This window comes from Ramlibacter sp. WS9 (genome assembly GCF_003797765.1).
Lineage (GTDB): Bacteria > Pseudomonadota > Gammaproteobacteria > Burkholderiales > Burkholderiaceae_C > Ramlibacter.
In genome coordinates this window covers 1-16,382 of the sequence record NZ_RKMB01000039.1, presented here as the reverse complement: position 1 = coordinate 16,382, position 16,382 = coordinate 1, and the positions used below count along the sequence as shown (strand labels likewise).

Genomic DNA, 16,382 nt, shown 5'->3' with positions numbered 1-16,382 from the left:
GTGGCCGCTTCACCGAAACCGCGCTCGTGAAACCCTGCTCATTACAATCGAGGTATGGACCCCCACGCTCGTCACTTCGTTCTGTCGCTGCCCCCCGAGGGGGCTTCAGCCCGCCTTGAGGCGGCTCTGCGGAGGCTGAGATGACCTTCATCGAGATGCTGCAGGACGCCCAGCGGCGCAACGACTCCATGCTGTGCGTGGGCCTGGACCCGGAGCCCGCGCGCTTTCCCGAGGGCATGAAGGGCGACCCGGAGAAGATCTTCGACTTCTGCGCCGCCATCGTCGACGCCACCGCCGACCTGGCGATCGCGTTCAAGCCGCAGATCGCTTACTTCGCCGCGCACCGCGCCGAAGGCCAGCTCGAAAAACTGATGGCGCACATCCGCGCCAACGCGCCCAACGTGCCCGTCATCCTGGACGCCAAGCGCGGCGACATCGGCTCCACGGCCGAGCAATATGCCAAGGAAGCGTTCGAGCGCTACGGCGCCGACGCGGTGACGCTGTCGCCCTTCATGGGCTTCGATTCCATTCAGCCCTACCTTCAGTTCGAAGGCAAGGGCGCGTTCCTGTTGTGCCGCACGTCCAACCCCGGCGGCGACGACCTGCAGAACCAGCGGCTGGCCTCGGTGGAAGGGCAGCCGCGCATGTACGAGCACATCGCGCGCATGGCGCAAGGCCCGTGGAACGTCAACGGCCAGCTGGGCCTGGTCGTCGGCGCCACATATCCAGCGGAGATCGAAGCGGTGCGCAAGGTCGCGCCGCACGTGCCGCTGCTGATCCCCGGCATCGGCGCGCAGGGGGGCGATGCGGTGGCAACGGTCAAGGCCGGCTGGCGCGCCGATGCGCCCATCGTCGTGAGCTCGTCGCGGTCCATCCTGTATGCGTCGGACGGTCTCGGGTTTGCGCAAGCGGCACGACGCGAGGCGCGCAAGACGAGAGATTTGCTGGAAGCAGCAAAGCGCTGACCCGTGTCGTGTGGGCTCGACCCACTGCTGCCCGAAATCTGGTTTTATCGAAGCGTTGCACAGCGCTGTGTGCGGAGCCATGGACGCCGGGTGGCCGATGCAGCGAATGTCCCCCGTCGGCCTACGGCCTCCCTCCTCCTTGATTTCGCCGCATCGGCCACCCGGCATCCATGGGAGACCGAGTTGGCGCGCGACGGCCGAATACCAACAACCTTCCCGGATCGGGGTGGTGGGGCGCTCTGCGCAGCGAAATAAAGGAGGAGGGAGCGGCTTGCCGCGACGGGGGACATTCGCAGCGCAGAGTGCCCCGCCGCCACGATCCCGACCGGTGAGGCACAGATGCAAGATCTAGTCCGCAATGACAGTGCAGGCCGGCCAACGCGCTTGGTACGACCGGGCCTTGGCCTTGAACAAGTCCCCTGGTTCTTTGCTTCGACGACGACGACGACGCCGAGGTCGCCCAGCGCCGCTTCAACCCGCGCCTGCACGTGCTGCTCGGCCTCTTCCGTGAGGTCCTGCGCATCGAAGTAGAACAAGTCGTAGTCCTTGATCTGTGCTTCGGGCGCCGCGCCGCTGCGCAGGTTCCACACGGTCTGGAACAGGCAACCGGCCACCAGCCAGCCATCGGGCAGTGCCAGCGCATCCCAGCGCGCGAAGATGGCGCGGTTGTGCGGGTTGGTGAGGATGTCTTCGATGAAGCGATTCGTCGTGGTCATGGCCTGCTGAGCTTGACTACCGACTCACCGCTTCGAAGTCGATGAAGCTCCGCGCGGCATCGACCGACACCAGGCGCACGCGCAGGTTGTCGCCCACATCCAGGCCCTCGAAGCCGCGCACCACGCGGCCCTCCAGTTGCGGGCGGCCGATGCGAACGAACGTTCCCTTGGGCGCGGCGCCTGTGACGATGGCGTCGAACGTCTCGCCGATGCGGTCCTGCATCAGCCACGCGCCCGCCGCCTTGAGCACGGTGCGCTCGACCTTGCTGGCATTGTCTTCCTGCAGTGTGCAGTGCTTCGCGATCTCCGCCAGCGCGTCGGCCGAATAGGGCGGCGCGTCGCCAGCCAGGGCGGCCTTGATCAGTCGCTGCGTCACCAGGTCGGGGAAGCGCCGGTTCGGCGCCGTCGAGTGTGCGTAGTCGATCACCGCCAGCCCGAAGTGGCCCAGTCCGCGCGAGCCCGGCGGCGCGGCCGCGTACTCGCCGGAACCCAGCATCTTCACGATCTTGAGCGACAGGTCGGCAAAGCCTTCAGGGTCCGCGCGGCGGCGCGACTGCAAAAAGTGGTCGAGTGCCACCGGGTCGGCCGTGGCGGGCAGTTGCACGCCCGCGTCGGCTGCGAGCGCCACGATGCGATCCCAGCGCCGGGGCACCTCCAGCAGGCGGCGCAGCGAGGGGAAGCCCTGGTCCGCGAGGAATCTTGCCGCCGCTCCGTTGGTGGCGATCATCAGGTCGGCGATCAGGTCCTTGGCGCGGTTCTTCTCGTCGGGTCGCAAGTCGACCAGCTGTCCGTTCTCGAACACGGGCCGCGCCGCCGTGGTCTTCACGTTGAGCGCGCCACGCGACTGGCGCCATTCCCGCAGCCGTCCGGCCAGCGCATCGTGCAGGCGAAGCTGCTCCTCCAGGCCGTTGACGCTGCGCAGCTGCGGCAGCTTCCCTGCGCCATCCAGCCATGCCGACACGCCGTCATACGTGAGCTTGGCCTGGTTGAGCACGACCGCGCGGTAGAGCTCAGATGACGACACCGTACCGTCCGCCTCCACGTGCATGTCCACCACCACCGCCAAACGCTCCTGGCCCTCGTGCAGCGAAGTGAGATCGGTCGACAGCACTTCCGGCAGCATGGGGAACACGCCGGCCGCGGTGTACACCGACGTGGTGTTCGCCGCCGCATGCTCATCCACAGCGCCGCCCGGCCGTACCATGCAATCGACGTCGGCCACCGCCACGAGCAGGCGCGCCGCACCGCCGGGCAGGGCCTGCGCCACGCTCAGCTGGTCGAGGTCGCGCGTGTCGTCGTTGTCGATGGAAAACCAGGTGAGCCGGCGCAGGTCGCGGATGTCGCCGCGCCGCTCGGGTCCTGTGCGGCGGGCGGCCTCGGCCTCCTGCAGAGCTTGCGGCATGAAGGCTGGCAGCAGTCCGCGCGAGCGCATCGCCTCGAGGGCGATCTGGTGCAGGTCGATCGGGTCCATCGAAAGAGCCTTGCGCTCAGCGGGTCGGCCGCGAACCCATCGCGGTGAGCACGCCCAGGCCGATGAACGAGGTTCCCGCAAGACGATTGCCCCAGACCGCGTGCCGTGCTGCCTTGCCCAGCCGCGGGGCGACCAGGCTGGCCGTCAACACATAGATGAGATCGGTGCAGCCCGCGATGGCGATGAAGACGCCGCCGAGCGCCAGCGTTTGCATCAAGGGGCTGCCGTGCGCGTCCATGAACTGCGGCAGGAAGGCCGCAAAGAACAACGTGGTCTTGGGGTTGAGCAGGGCGACGATGAAACCGTCGCGAAAGACCCGGCGCAAAGGCTGTGCCGAGGCTTGCGGCGCGGCATCCATGCTCGGGGGGCGGGCCAGCCACATGCGCACGCCCAAATAAACCAGGTAAGCCGCGCCCGCCCACTTCACGACGGTGAACGCGGCCGATGAAACCGCGAACAAGGCGGCCAAACCGAGCGCGGCACCCACGGCGTTGCCGAAGTTGCCCAGCGCTACGCCCATCACCGAAGCCAGGCCGCAGCCGCGGCCCTGCGACAGGGTGCGGGCCACGATGTAGACGACGGCGGGGCCGGGGGTGAGGGCCAGCACCAGGCTGGCACCGACGAAAGCGAGGAGCAGGGGCGTATCGGGAAGCATGTGGACTCCGGAATGGGCTAAGTCCACAGTATCGCCTTGCCGGCGACCGGCCGAAGGGTCAGTGCAGGACGGCTTGCTCGACAGCGGGGACGGCCAGGTCGCGGCCGACCATGGCGCGGGCGAAAAGATAGTTGTTGCGCACCTTGTCGCTCAGCTGGTCGAGGTCGACGTGGCCCTGCGGGTCGCAGGGGAAGGAGAAGCCGCGGCCGCTTTGGAACAGGGAGCGGAAGCACAGCTGGAAGTCACTGGAAGTGGATTCGAACATGATCGTTGCTCCTGGAAGGGCGGAAGCGATTCGAGCTTCCATGGGTTCCAGTGTGGGCGGCGCGAGGGCCGGAACCCTAGGCATTCAACCCATCCACCCTAGGGCGTTTGCTTAAGGCCTGTCAACGCTATTTCCGCGCGCTCTTCGATAGCCAACGGCCGCCGAACATCACGCAGCCGAGTGCCGCCACCACCAGCGCAATACCTGTCCACTGCCAGCCCGTGATGTACTCGCCCAGCAGCAACATCCCGGCCGCCAGCCCCACCACCGGCACGCCGAGGCTGAAGGGCGCGACGCGGTTCGCGGGGTGCCGCTTGAGCAGCCCCGTCCACATCGCGTAAGCGGCGATGGTGGCCAGCCATCCGAGGTAGACGACGCCGGCCCAGCTGCTCACCGCGGCGCCCGTCCAGGCCCAACGCGTGGAGGGATCGTCAAAAGCCCATGTCATCAACACGAACGGGACGATGGGCACCAGGCTGGACCAGACGACGAACGCCAGCGGGTCGTAACCCGCGCTCGCCTGCTGCGCCTTGCGCACGACGATGTTCGAGGCGGCCCACATGGCCGCGGCGCAGAGATTGAGCACGAATCCCCAGGCGGTGGTGGCGTTGCCCGCCTGCGGCGTGGCGTAGTTCATCGCGAAGCAGCTAAGGCCCAGCGCGGCCAGCAGCAGGCCGACTTGCAGCGGCCGGCTGGCGCGCTCGTGCAGCAGCGCATAGCCGAAGATGGCGGTGAAGAACACCTGCGTCTGCATCAGCACCGAAGCCAGCGACGCGGTCATGCCCACCTTGATGGCGCTGAAGAGGAAGCCGAACTGCCCCACGCCCTGGAACAGGCCGTACAGCACCACCCACTTCCAGTGCAGTTGCGGGCGCTTGATGAAGAACAGCAGCGGCAGAACCGCCAGCACGTAGCGCGCGGCGCCCAGCTGGAAGGGCGTGAAATCGCGCAGCGCGTACTTCATCGCCACGAAGTTCATGCCCCAGATGAAGACGACGGCAAGCGCCGCCGCAAGATCGCGCCCCGACAGGCGGCCCGGCGAAGAGGCAGCCGTCACCGGCTGGCTGCGCGGGCGGCGTCGAGCTGGGCACGGGCTCGCTGCGCCAGCGCCATCTCTCCCGGGGTTTCCGGCTGCCACTCGTCGATGGGCATGGGTCGGCCGTCGTCGTCGACCGAAACGAAGACGATCAGGCATTCGGTCGTCGTCTTCAGGTGGCCGCTCTTGATGTCGCCGCTGCGCACTTCCACCGAGATGTTCATGCTGGTGGTGCCGGTGTAGGCCAGCCGCGCCTCCACTTCCACCAGCTCGCCGATCTTCACCGGGTGATGAAAGCGGATGCCGCCGACGAACACCGTGACGCAATACCGTTTGGCCCAACTGGTGGCGCAGGCGTAGCCGGCCTCGTCGATCCATTTCATGACGGTGCCGCCGTGGACTTTGCCGCCGAAGTTGACGGTGCTGGGCTCGGCGAGGAAACGAAGGACGATGGAGGACATGCCCCCATTATCCTTCGGGGTGTCGGCCTTTGCTCAGGCCGTCTTCGGCTTCCATGGGGGACCCAGTTGGCGCGCAACGGTCGAACACCAACAACGCTTCCCGGATCGGGGTGGTGGGGCGCTCTGCGCAGCGAAATAAAGGAGGAGGGAGCGGCTTGCCGCGACGGGGGACATTCGCAGCGCAGAGTGCCCCGCCGCCCCGATCCCGCCCTGGCATACCGAGACGTGGATGTCGGATCAAGTCCGGCATGACGGGTTCTAGAGCAGGCGCTGGAGGTAACGCCCGGTGTGACTGGCCGGGTTCGCCGCGATGTCTTCCGGCGTGCCCACGCCCACCACCTGGCCGCCGCCAGCGCCACCTTCGGGGCCCATGTCGATCAGCCAATCCGCGGTCTTGATGACGTCGAGGTTGTGCTCGATCACGACGATGGTGTTGCCGGCGTCGCGCAACTGGTGCAGGACGCGCAGCAGGAGGTCGATGTCCGCGAAGTGCAGGCCGGTGGTCGGCTCGTCCAGGATGTAGAGCGTGCGGCCGGTGTCGCGCTTCGACAGTTCCAGCGCCAGCTTCACGCGCTGTGCCTCACCGCCGGACAGCGTCGTCGCGGCCTGGCCCAGCTTGATGTACGACAGGCCCACGTCGAGCAACGTCTGCAGCTTGCGCGAAATGGTGGGCACCGCTTTCAGGAACAGCAGGGCATCCTCTACCGTCATGTCCAGGATCTGCGCGATGTTGCGGCCCTTCCACTGCACTTCGAGTGTCTCGCGGTTGTAGCGCTGGCCCTTGCACACGTCGCAAGCCACGTACACATCGGGCAGGAAGTGCATCTCCACCTTCACCACGCCGTCGCCCTGGCATGCCTCGCAGCGGCCACCCGCGACGTTGAACGAGAAGCGGCCCGGGCCGTAGCCGCGCTCCTTGGCCATCGGCACTTCGGCCATCAGCTCGCGGATCGGCGTGAACAGGCCCGTGTAAGTGGCCGGGTTGCTGCGCGGCGTGCGGCCGATCGGCGACTGGTCGACGTTGATCACCTTGTCGAAATGCTCGATGCCTTCCACCGCCTCGTGCGCGGCCGGCTCTTCATGCGCGCGGTACAGCGTGCGCGCCACGGCGGCGTAGAGCGTGTCGTTGACCAGCGTGGACTTGCCCGAGCCCGAAACGCCGGTCACGCAGGTGAGCAGGCCCACGGGAAACGCGACGCTCACATCCTTGAGGTTGTTGCCCGTGGCGCCCAGCACGCGGATCTCTTGCACGGCGCCACGCGTGGCGAGGTGTTCGGCTTCGCGCGCGGCGCGGCGTTTTGCCGCGTCGCTGGGCGGGAATCGCGAGACTTTTCGTTCGGCGGGCACCAGGTCCAGCACGGGCAGCCAGGGCGTGCGCCTGGCCGGAACGGGGATGGCCTTCTGGCCCGACAGGTACTGGCCCGTCAGCGAGCCTTCAGTGTTCTTCACGTCCTCGAAAGTGCCCTGCGCCATGATGCGGCCGCCGTGGATGCCGGCGCCGGGCCCCATGTCGATCACGTGGTCGGCGGCGCGGATCATGTCCTCGTCGTGCTCCACGACGATCACGCTGTTGCCGATGTCGCGCAGGTGGCGCAGCGTGCCGATCAGCCGATCGTTGTCGCGCTGATGCAAGCCGATGCTGGGCTCGTCGAGCACGTACATCACGCCCGTAAGGCCCGATCCGATCTGCGACGCGAGCCGGATGCGCTGCGCCTCTCCGCCCGACAGCGTCTCGGCGCTGCGGTCGAGGCTGAGGTAGTTCAGGCCCACATCGTTCAGAAACTTCAGGCGCAGGCCGATCTCGCGCACGACCTTGTCGGCGATCTCTGCTTTGGCGCCGTGCAGCTTCAGCGTGTCGAAGTATTCGAAGCTCTCTCGCAGCGTGGCATGGCCAATCTCGAAGATCGCGCGGGCCTGGTCACCTTCGCCGACCTTGACGTGCCGCGCCTCACTGCGCAGGCGCGTGCCGCTGCACTCGGGGCAGGGCTGCATGCTGCGGTAGCGCGCGAGCTCTTCGCGCACCGCGACCGAATCGGTCTCGCGGTAGCGCCGCTCCATGTTCGGGATGATGCCTTCGAACGGATGCTTCTTGGTGATCTTGCGCCCGGCCGATGCGCCGGAATCCAGCGTGTAGCTGAAGCGGATTTCTTCTTCGCCCGAGCCGTTGAGGACGGCCGACTGGATCGGCAGCGCCAGTTCCTCGAAAGGCACATCAAGGCTGAACTTGTAGTGTTTGCCCAGGCTTTCCAGCAGCGCGAAGTAATAGCCGTTGCGCCGGTCCCAGCCCTTGATCGCGCCGCTGGCCAGCGACAGCGTGGGGAAGGCGACCACGCGCGTCGGATCGAAAAATTCCCTGTGGCCCAGGCCGTCGCAAGACGGGCAGGCGCCGACCGGCGAATTGAACGAGAAGAGGCGCGGCTCCAGCTCGCTGATGGAGTAGTTGCAGACGGGGCAGGCGAACTTGGCGTTGTAGAGATGCTCGGTGTCAGTCTCCATTTCCACGGCGATCGCGCGGCCGTCGGCCAGGCGCAGCGCGGCCTCGAAGCTCTCGGCCAACCGCTGCTTGATGTCGGGGCGCACCTTCAACCGGTCGATCACCACGTCGATGTCGTGCTTCTCCGTCTTCTTGAGCTTGGGCAGGTCGTCGAATTCGTACATCGTTCCGCCGACACGAAAGCGCACATAGCCTTGCGCCTGCATCTCGGCGAACACGTTCTCAAACTCGCCCTTGCGGTCACGTGCCACCGGCGCCAGGATCATCAACCGCGTCTCTTCCGGCAGGGCGAGCACCGCGTCGACCATCTGCGACACGGTCTGCGATTGCAGCGGGATGTTGTGCGTGGGGCAGTACGGCGTGCCGGCACGCGCAAACAGCAGGCGCAGGTAGTCGTGGATCTCGGTCACCGTGCCGACGGTAGAGCGCGGGTTGTGCGAAGTGGCCTTCTGCTCGATGGAGATCGCGGGCGACAGGCCCTCGATCACGTCCACGTCGGGCTTGTCCATCAGCTGCAGGAACTGGCGGGCGTAAGCGGACAAGCTTTCGACGTAGCGCCGCTGCCCCTCCGCATACAGCGTGTCGAACGCGAGCGACGACTTGCCCGACCCCGACAGCCCGGTGATCACCACCAGCTGGTTGCGCGGGATGTCCAGGTCGATGTTCTTGAGGTTGTGCGTGCGTGCCCCGCGGATGCTGATCCGCTGGGCGGCGGCCAGTTGGCCCAGGTATTTGCCGTCGGTGGAATCGTTCAAGGTGGGTGCGCGAAGGGGAACCCGACATGATAGCCCGCTGGGGATGTTTCTGTCATTGCAGGCCGAGCCCGGAGGGGATCCTCCGGATCCGCCGCAATCCATGACGGCCCGCTACGTCCCTGCCTTCGCCAGAATCACCACCGACACCCCGCGCGCCGGCGCCACGCCGTCTGCGTTTTGATACGAATGCGGCAAATTGCCGGGGAAAGCCAGCACGTCGCCCGCGCCCAGCGCGTACACCTCGCCGGCCACGAGGAGGCGCACGCCGCCCTCCAGGCAGGTGAAAAATTCCCGCGTGCCGGGCAGGTGCGGCGTGCCGCCCATGACGGCACCGGGCGCGAAGTCCATCACTTCCATCATGGAATCCGGAACCGGCTCGGGCACCAGCGGGCGGATGGTGACGCCGCGGCCCTTGGTCTTTTGCGCGACCTCGTCGGCGTTCCAGCGGCGCACCCGCGCGCGCGGCGACGACAGCAGTTCGTCGATCGGCACGCCCAACGCACCGGCCACTTTGACCAGCACCGACAGCGACGGGTTGCCCTCGCCCGACTCGAGATTGGCGATGGTCGAGCGCGGCACGCCCGCGCCCTTGGCCAGGCCGTCCTGCGTGAGGGCCCGTGTGTGGCGCAGGCTCACCAGGTTGCGGGCAAGGTGCGACGCGGTAGTGGCGCCGGCGGGATCGATCGGGTCGGTCATGGCGTGATTCTGACGACAAACGAGGTGAACTTACGCTGGCGCGGGCATTGCCACGCCCAGCCCGCCAACCATCCGCCAATCTGGTGGACATCGCGCTGGCCGCACCCGCCCGCCGCTCCTATCGTGGAGGCACTTTCACAAGAACCCACGGAGCGCACCATGAATGCATCGAACAACTCACTCGCCGGCCTGCGGGTCGCGGTCACCGGCGGCACGTCCGGCCTGGGCCTGGCGCTGGTGGCGCAATTGCACCGCCGGGGCGCCAAGGTCGCGTTCGTCGCGAGAGACGCCGCGCGCGTAGCCGCTGTCGCGGCCAAGTTTCCCGGCGCGCACGGCATCGTGGCCGACGTCGCGTCCAAGGAGGCCACGCATCCCCTGGCACTGCAGATCACCTCGGCCCTGGGCGGCCTCGACGTGCTGGTCAACAACGCTTCTACCCTGGGGCCGGCAGCGCTGGTGCCGCTGGCCGATACCGAATGCGAGGACTTCGAAGCGGCGCTGGCCGCGAACCTGATGGGCCCGTTCCGCCTGACCAAGGCGCTGCTCGGCGCCCTCGCTTCGTCCGCGCGCCAGGGCCGCCCCGCGTTGGTCGTGAACATCACGAGCGACGCCGGTGTCAACGCCTATCCCACCTGGGGCGCGTACGGCGCCAGCAAGGCCGCGTTGGCGCACATGAGCCGCACCTGGGACGAGGAGCTGAAGGAGCATGGCGTGCGCGTGATCGGCCACGACCCCGGCGACATGGACACGCCGATGCATGCCCAGGCGCTGCCCGACGCCGACCCGGCCGAGCTCAAGGCGCCGTCCACCTCGGCGGCCGAGTTGCTGGATCGCATCGCGACGATGCTGGTGCGAGAGGAGGCCGCCGCATGAAAGCCGCCCATCTTCCTTCGCAGCGCGCGCCGGGCGCCAGGCTCCTCGTCGTGGACTCGGCCGGCGGGTTGCGCCACACGTCGCGCTCGCGCCTCGCCGACTTCCTGAACCCGGGCGACGTGCTGGTGGCCAACGACGCGGCCACCTTGCCGGCCAGCCTGTCCGGCGTGCATTCGCGCACCGGCCGCGCCATCGAAGTGCGGCTGGCCGGGCGGCGCTCGCTGGCCGTGGACGACGTGCGCGACTTCACCGCCGTGGTCTTCGGGGCGGGCGACTACCGCACGCGCACCGAAGACCGGCCGTCGCCACCGGCATTGCAAGCCGGCGATGTGCTGGTGCTAGGCCCATTGCGCGCCATCGTGCTGCGCCTGCAGGGCCACCCGCGCCTCGTGTCGCTGCGCTTCGAAGGCGATGTCGACGCCATCTGGGCCGGCATCGCGCGGCATGGCAGGCCGATCCAATATGCGCACGTGCAGCCGCCGCTCGCGCTGTGGGACGTGTGGACGCGCGTCGCCGCCTTGCCCGTGGCGTTCGAGCCGCCCTCCGCAGGCTTCGTGCTGGACTGGTCGCTGCTCTCGGCGCTGAAAGCGCGGGGCGTGGTGTTCGAAACGCTGACGCACGCCGCCGGGATCTCCTCGACTGGCGACGACGAGCTGGATGCGCGGTTGCCGCTGGACGAACCCTATGACGTGCCTCAAGCCACGGTCCGGGCCATCGAGAGCGCGAGCGAGCGGGGCGGCCGCGTGGTCGCGCTGGGCACCACGGTGACGAGAGCGCTGGAGCACGCCGGCTCCAACGGTCCGCTGCGCGCGGGCTCCGGCGTGGCCGACCAGCGCCTGGGCCCCGGCACCCAGCTGAACGTGGTCGACGCGATCATCAGCGGAACGCATGAGCCCGGCACCAGCCACTACGAATTGCTGCGCGCGTTCGCCGGCGATGGCGTGCTGCGCCACGCGGCCCAGGAGATGGAACGAGCGGGCTATCTCACCCACGAGTTCGGCGACACGGTGCTGATCGAAGCGGCTTTCTCAAGACTGCCGAAAGCAGCCGGTCCCGTGGCGCGGCGGCACGATCCGGAAGAACAGATCGCGTAGCTGTGCCGCCGCGATTGTGGGCGGTTGGCGGCCGGCGGATGCGCCCCCGGGGCGGCCGGGCTCGAATACCGGACAATGCGAGGTTTGCCGCGCGCCTTCCCTCGGGGCCCGGTTCTTGCCTTTCCTCCTGTCCGTGAACCCGCCTTCCACATCCCTCGACCCCGGCCGCATGACGGCCGTCGAACGCCGCGCCAGCGGCTCGCTTGCAACGATCTTTGCCGGCCGCATGCTGGGCCTGTTCCTGGTGCTGCCGGTGTTCGCGCTGGAAGCCGCCCGCTATCCGGGTGGCGACGACCCGGCCCTGGTCGGCCTGGCGATGGGCATCTATGGGCTGACACAGGGTCTGCTGCAGATCCCGTTCGGCCTGGCGTCGGACCGGTTCGGGCGCAAGCGCGTGATCATCATCGGCCTGCTGGTGTTCGCGGCGGGCAGCCTGGTCGCGGCGGCCGCGGGAAGCCTGCTGTGGCTGATCGTGGGTCGCTCGCTGCAGGGCGCGGGCGCGGTGTCGGCGGCGGTGACGGCGCTGCTCGCGGACCAGACCCGCGACGAGGTACGCACCAAGGCCATGGCCATGGTCGGCGCGAGCATCGGGCTGATGTTTGCGCTGTCGCTGGTGGCAGCGCCCTTGTTGGCAGCGCGGATCGGCCTGGCCGGCTTGTTTGCTGTGACGGGCGGGTTGGCGCTGGCGTGCATCGCGGTGGTGGTGTGGTGGACGCCGCCCGAGCCGGTGCTGCACAAGAACGCACCGCGCGGCAAGTTGTCGGAAGTGCTGAGCCATCCGGGCCTGCTGCGGCTGGACGTCGGCGTATTCGTGCTGCATGCGGTGCAGCTGGCGATGTGGGTCGCGATTCCGGCTCTGCTGGTGCAGGCGGGCCTGGACAAGGCCGACCATTGGTACGTCTACCTGCCGGCGGTGCTGGGGTCATTTCTGGTGATGGGCTTCACGCTGTTTCCGCTGGAGCGGCGCGGCTACCTGCGCGCCGTGTTCCTGGCTTCGGTGGGGCTCATCGCCCTGGTGCAGGTGGGCCTGGTCCTGGTGGCGGGCCAGCCCGGCGTGCTGGCGCTGGCCGCATTGCTGTTCATCTTCTTTTGCGGCTTCAACGTGCTGGAGGCCAGCCAGCCCAGCATGGCATCGCGGATCGCCCCACCGCACGCCCGCGGCGCGGCCCTGGGTGTGTACAACACACTCCAATCCTTGGGATTTTTTGCCGGCGGCGCGGTCGGCGGCTGGCTGGCCAAGAACGTTGGAAGCCAAGGGTTGTTTGCCGCCTGCGCCGGGCTGATGTTGCTGTGGCTGGTGGTGGCTTGGCCCATGAGGGCGCCCGGGGCGCGGAGTTCGGCCGAGCAGGTTCTGGCCGACGAGGCGCAGGCGACATAACAGAGCAGAGATAATTACCCAATTACTGGAGGAACCTTCCCCATGGCATCCGTCAACAAAGTCATCCTGATCGGCAACTGCGGCCGTGACCCCGAAGTGCGCTACCTGCCGTCCGGCTCGGCCGTGGCCAACGTGAGTATCGCCACGACCAGCAAGCGCAAAGACAAGACCAGCGGCGAGTCGATCGAGGAAACCCAGTGGCATCGCGTCACCTTCTTCGACCGGTTGGCCGAGATCGTCGGCGAATATGTCAAGAAGGGCCGGCCGATCTACGTCGAAGGCCGCCTGGTCTACCGGAAGTACACCGACAAAGACGGCATCGAGAAGAGCGCGACCGACATCGTCGCGACCGAAATGCAGTTGCTCGGCGGCCGTGAAGGCATGGGCGGCCCGTCCGGCGGTGGCGACGATGAAGGCGGCGGCCAGCAGCGCCGGCCGGCACCCGCCGCGCGTCCCGCACCGGCACCGGCGGCCAGCCGCCCGGCTTCGAAGCCTTCGACGGGCTTCGACGATATGGACGACGATATTCCGTTCTGATTGGCTGACACGTGGCCACCGTGAAGGCCGCGTTGACGCCCCAGGCGTTGGCGGGGCGAATATTGGTCATCCGCGGACAGCGGGTGATGCTGGATCGGACTTGGCCGAGCTGTACGAGGTCGAGACAAAGCGCTTCAACGAGCAAGTCAAGCGGAACACCAAGAGGTTCCCCGCTGATTTCATGTTTCGGTTGACGACTGAGGAGTTCGCCAACTTGAGGTCGCAGTTTGCGACCTCAAGTTGGGGCGGCAGACGTTATCCGCCCCTCGTCTTCACCGAACATGGCGCGATCATGGCTGCTGCGATTCTGAATTCGGACCGTGCGATCGAGATGAGCGTTTACGTCGTGCGCGCGTTCGTCCAGCTTCGGGATCTGCTTTCCAGCCATAAGGCTTTGGCCCAAAAGCTGGATCAGCTCGAGCGCCGAGTGTCACGCCATGACAATTCGCTCGCGGAAATCATTGAGGCAATCCGCGCATTGATGGCGCGGCCGCCAACGGCCAAACGGCCGATCGGGTTTACCGCCGACCTTGCCGACGTGAGTCAGCGTTCGCGTTCGTCGCGCGGAGCAAAAGACTGACATGCCCCGTTACGTAGCCTTCCTGCGCGGCGTGAGCCCGATGAACGCCAAGATGCCGCAGTTGAAAGCGGCATTCGAGGCGGCGGGGTTCACCAACGTCAAGACGCTGCTCTCGAGCGGCAACGTGGTGTTCGACACCCGCGCCACATCCGACAGCGCCGTAGAGCGCAAGGCTGAAGCGGCGATGCAGGAGCACCTGGCCCGCACGTTCTACACGATTGCCCGGCGGGTGGACGAACTGCAGAAGATGCTCGATGCCGACCCATACGCGAAGTTCAAGCTCGCCGCCAACGACAAGCGTGTGATCACCTTCCTGCGCGAACAACCCACCGTCACGTTGAAGCTGCCGGTCGAGTTCGAAGGGGCGCGCATCCTTGCCCTGAAAGGCCGCGAGATCTTCTCGGCCTATGTGCCGCAGGCGAACAACCCCGCGTTCATGACGCTGATCGAGAAAACCTTTGGCAAGGAAGTGACCACGCGGACGTGGGAGACCGTTACGAAGTGCGCCGCGGCTTGAGCGTTACTTGACCACGCCCATGCGCGTCCAGGGCTGCTGCGCCTCGAGTTCGGCCAGCAGGCGTTTGGGCGCCACGGCGCGATAGCTCTCCAGGATCCACCGCTTGAGCAGGTCCACCGGCGGCTTCTCTTCTGCCGGAAAGTTCAACGTCACCCATCCGCTCTTGCCCAGGCCGTAGCCCGTGGGCTTGGCGCACGGATGCTGCAGGGCTTCGGCATGGCTCACCGTCAGCTTGACCGTGACGCTGAGCCGCACCCCCGGCACGCTCATGAAGGCGAAGGTCTTGTCCTTGACGGCCAGGTCGTCGTGCTCGGGCCAGGGACTTTTGGAATGCGCCCCGGGAAAGGCGAGGCCGAACTTCCTCAGGGCAGCGGCCACGGTGTCGTGCGACTTTGGCATGGCTACGCCTTGGCGTTAATCACACCACCGCCCAAACACACTTCGCCGTCGTAGAGCACAGCCGACTGGCCGGGCGTGACGGCCCACTGCGGCTCGCTGAAGGCGAGGTGAAAGGCGCCGTTGGCGGCGGGCGCCAGCACGCAGGGCGAATCGGACTGGCGATAGCGCGCCTTCGACCCGTACTCGCCCTCCTGTGGCGGCTGGCCCGCGACCCAGCTCGCATCATTCGCATCCAGCGCAAGCGATTTCAGCCACGGATGGTCGTGGCCTTGCACCACCCACAACGTGTTTTTCTCCATGTCCTTGCGCGCGACGAACCACGGCGCGTGCTCGCCGCCGCCCCGCTGTGCACCGCGCTCTTTCACGCCACCGATGCCCAGGCCCTGGCGCTGGCCCAGCGTGTAGAAGCTCAGGCCCTGGTGCTGGCCGATCACGCGGCCACGCTCGTCCTTGATCGGCCCCGGCTCCTTGCTGATGTAGCGATTGAGGAAATCGCGGAACGGCCGCTCGCCAATGAAGCAGATGCCGGTGGAGTCCTTCTTCTTTGCGTTGGGCAGCCGGATCTCTTCGGCCACGCGCCGCACTTCGGTCTTGCGCAGCTCGCCGACCGGGAACAGCGTCTTCGACAACTGCGCCTGATTCAGGCGATGCAGGAAGTAGCTCTGGTCCTTGGTGTCGTCGAGGCCCTTGAGCAACTGGAATCGCCCTTCGCGTTGACGTACACGAGCGTAATGCCCTGTTGCGATTTTTTCCGCCCCCAGGCGCATCGCGTGATCGAGGAAGGCCTTGAACTTGATTTCGGCGTTGCACAGCACGTCGGGGTTGGGTGTGCGGCCGGCCTGGTATTCGCGCAGGAACTCGGCGAAGACGCGGTCCTTGTATTCCGATGCGAAATTGACATGCTCGATCTCGATGCCGATCACGTCGGCCACGCTGGCGGCATCGACGAAGTCTTCGTTGGACGAGCAGTATTCGCTGTCGTCGTCGTCTTCCCAATTTTTCATGAAGATGCCGACGACGTCGTAGCCCTGCTGTTTCAACAGGTACGCGCTGACCGCGGAGTCCACGCCCCCGCTCAGGCCGACGACGACGCGGGGCTTGTGATTCATTTGTGCGATTATCTCAGCGAAGGTTTGACCTCATGCTCTACCGGCCCACCTCCACTGCGTTGCCACGGCAACCCATGTCGCCCGGCGCGCTCGTCACGGCCACCGCCGTGCACGTGGCTTTGCTGTGGTTGCTGCTGCAGTATTCGCCGCTGCAGCAGGCCGTGCGCTATGTCGTTACGCAGTACGTGCAGCCGGTCAGCCCGCCACCCACGCCGCCCATGGCCGCCAGCCGCGCCATCACCATTCGCCCGCCCGCGATCACCACGCCGGCCGACAACGCCTCGGTGTTCTCGCGGACGCCGGAATCCAGCGTGCCCCTGAGAACGACCACCCAGCTGCCGGACACACTGCAGTCGAAGACGCCGGTGCCCGGCCCCAAAG

At 67.1% G+C, this 16,382-nt stretch carries 18 protein-coding genes; 8 read left to right on the top strand and 10 right to left on the bottom strand.

What is annotated here, in order from left to right; translation table 11 throughout:
- The first annotated feature begins 140 nt into the window (after positions 1–140).
- Positions 141–965, top strand: coding sequence for an orotidine-5'-phosphate decarboxylase (pyrF, locus tag EEB15_RS30405; RefSeq protein ID WP_141513733.1), 825 nt, complete (start codon positions 141–143; stop codon positions 963–965).
- Between the two features lie 44 nt (positions 966–1,009).
- On the opposite strand, the gene EEB15_RS30400 is transcribed toward pyrF, so the two are convergent.
- From EEB15_RS30400 to EEB15_RS30365, 8 genes are all read right to left on the bottom strand, one after another.
- A complete protein-coding gene (locus EEB15_RS30400) occupies positions 1,010–1,681 on the bottom strand; it encodes a nucleotidyltransferase family protein (protein ID WP_141513732.1) in 672 nt (223 codons plus the stop codon).
- 16 nt (positions 1,682–1,697) lie between these two features.
- Positions 1,698–3,152: an RNB domain-containing ribonuclease gene (locus EEB15_RS30395; RefSeq protein WP_141513731.1), complete on the bottom strand. Its 1,455-nt coding sequence runs from the start codon at positions 3,150–3,152 to the stop codon at positions 1,698–1,700.
- Positions 3,153–3,168: 16 nt separating this feature from the next.
- Complete coding sequence (locus EEB15_RS30390; RefSeq protein ID WP_141513730.1) at positions 3,169–3,807, bottom strand: LysE family translocator; 639 nt, start codon at positions 3,805–3,807, stop codon at positions 3,169–3,171.
- A gap of 58 nt (positions 3,808–3,865) precedes the next feature.
- Positions 3,866–4,072 (bottom strand): hypothetical protein, encoded by a 207-nt coding sequence (locus EEB15_RS30385; RefSeq protein WP_141513729.1) that lies wholly within the window; start codon positions 4,070–4,072, stop codon positions 3,866–3,868.
- Between the two features lie 127 nt (positions 4,073–4,199).
- Positions 4,200–5,129, bottom strand: coding sequence for an EamA family transporter (locus EEB15_RS30380; RefSeq protein ID WP_141513728.1), 930 nt, complete (start codon positions 5,127–5,129; stop codon positions 4,200–4,202).
- The gene (locus EEB15_RS30375) at positions 5,126–5,569 is read right to left on the bottom strand and encodes an acyl-CoA thioesterase (protein ID WP_141513727.1); all 444 of its coding nucleotides are present in this window, start codon (positions 5,567–5,569) and stop codon (positions 5,126–5,128) included. The genes EEB15_RS30380 and EEB15_RS30375 overlap by 4 nt, the downstream gene beginning before the upstream one ends.
- Positions 5,570–5,827: 258 nt before the next feature.
- Positions 5,828–8,818 carry an excinuclease ABC subunit UvrA gene (gene uvrA / locus EEB15_RS30370; RefSeq protein WP_233259689.1) on the bottom strand — a complete coding sequence of 997 codons (2,991 nt, stop codon included), beginning with the start codon at positions 8,816–8,818 and terminating at the stop codon, positions 5,828–5,830.
- 111 nt (positions 8,819–8,929) lie between these two features.
- Positions 8,930–9,514, bottom strand: coding sequence for a helix-turn-helix domain-containing protein (locus tag EEB15_RS30365; protein WP_141513725.1), 585 nt, complete (start codon positions 9,512–9,514; stop codon positions 8,930–8,932).
- Positions 9,515–9,673: 159 nt separating this feature from the next.
- Between EEB15_RS30365 and EEB15_RS30360 the strand changes: the two genes are divergently transcribed.
- The 6 genes from EEB15_RS30360 to EEB15_RS30335 all read left to right on the top strand — a co-directional run bounded on the left by EEB15_RS30360 (position 9,674) and on the right by EEB15_RS30335 (position 14,493).
- Positions 9,674–10,387 (top strand): SDR family oxidoreductase, encoded by a 714-nt coding sequence (locus tag EEB15_RS30360; RefSeq protein ID WP_141513724.1) that lies wholly within the window; start codon positions 9,674–9,676, stop codon positions 10,385–10,387.
- Complete coding sequence (locus EEB15_RS30355) at positions 10,384–11,481, top strand: S-adenosylmethionine:tRNA ribosyltransferase-isomerase (protein ID WP_141513723.1); 1,098 nt, start codon at positions 10,384–10,386, stop codon at positions 11,479–11,481. The genes EEB15_RS30360 and EEB15_RS30355 overlap by 4 nt, the downstream gene beginning before the upstream one ends.
- Positions 11,482–11,650: 169 nt before the next feature.
- Positions 11,651–12,859, top strand: coding sequence for an MFS transporter (locus EEB15_RS30350; RefSeq protein ID WP_141513757.1), 1,209 nt, complete (start codon positions 11,651–11,653; stop codon positions 12,857–12,859).
- A gap of 42 nt (positions 12,860–12,901) precedes the next feature.
- A complete protein-coding gene (gene ssb, locus EEB15_RS30345; protein WP_141513722.1) occupies positions 12,902–13,396 on the top strand; it encodes a single-stranded DNA-binding protein in 495 nt (164 codons plus the stop codon).
- Between the two features lie 100 nt (positions 13,397–13,496).
- Positions 13,497–13,976 carry an ORF6N domain-containing protein gene (locus EEB15_RS30340; RefSeq protein ID WP_233259688.1) on the top strand — a complete coding sequence of 160 codons (480 nt, stop codon included), beginning with the start codon at positions 13,497–13,499 and terminating at the stop codon, positions 13,974–13,976.
- A 1-nt stretch (position 13,977) separates the two neighbouring features.
- Positions 13,978–14,493 carry a DUF1697 domain-containing protein gene (locus EEB15_RS30335; protein WP_141513721.1) on the top strand — a complete coding sequence of 172 codons (516 nt, stop codon included), beginning with the start codon at positions 13,978–13,980 and terminating at the stop codon, positions 14,491–14,493.
- 3 nt (positions 14,494–14,496) lie between these two features.
- Here the strand turns inward: EEB15_RS30335 and EEB15_RS30330 are convergent, their stop codons facing one another.
- Positions 14,497–14,892: an MmcQ/YjbR family DNA-binding protein gene (locus EEB15_RS30330; protein WP_141513720.1), complete on the bottom strand. Its 396-nt coding sequence runs from the start codon at positions 14,890–14,892 to the stop codon at positions 14,497–14,499.
- A gap of 2 nt (positions 14,893–14,894) precedes the next feature.
- Positions 14,895–16,001 carry a tRNA 2-thiouridine(34) synthase MnmA gene (gene mnmA / locus EEB15_RS30325; protein ID WP_141513719.1) on the bottom strand — a complete coding sequence of 369 codons (1,107 nt, stop codon included), beginning with the start codon at positions 15,999–16,001 and terminating at the stop codon, positions 14,895–14,897.
- A gap of 32 nt (positions 16,002–16,033) precedes the next feature.
- Here mnmA and EEB15_RS30320 point away from each other — a divergent pair.
- The coding region (locus tag EEB15_RS30320; protein ID WP_199236671.1) for a hypothetical protein at positions 16,034–16,382 on the top strand (349 nt) is incomplete at its 3' end.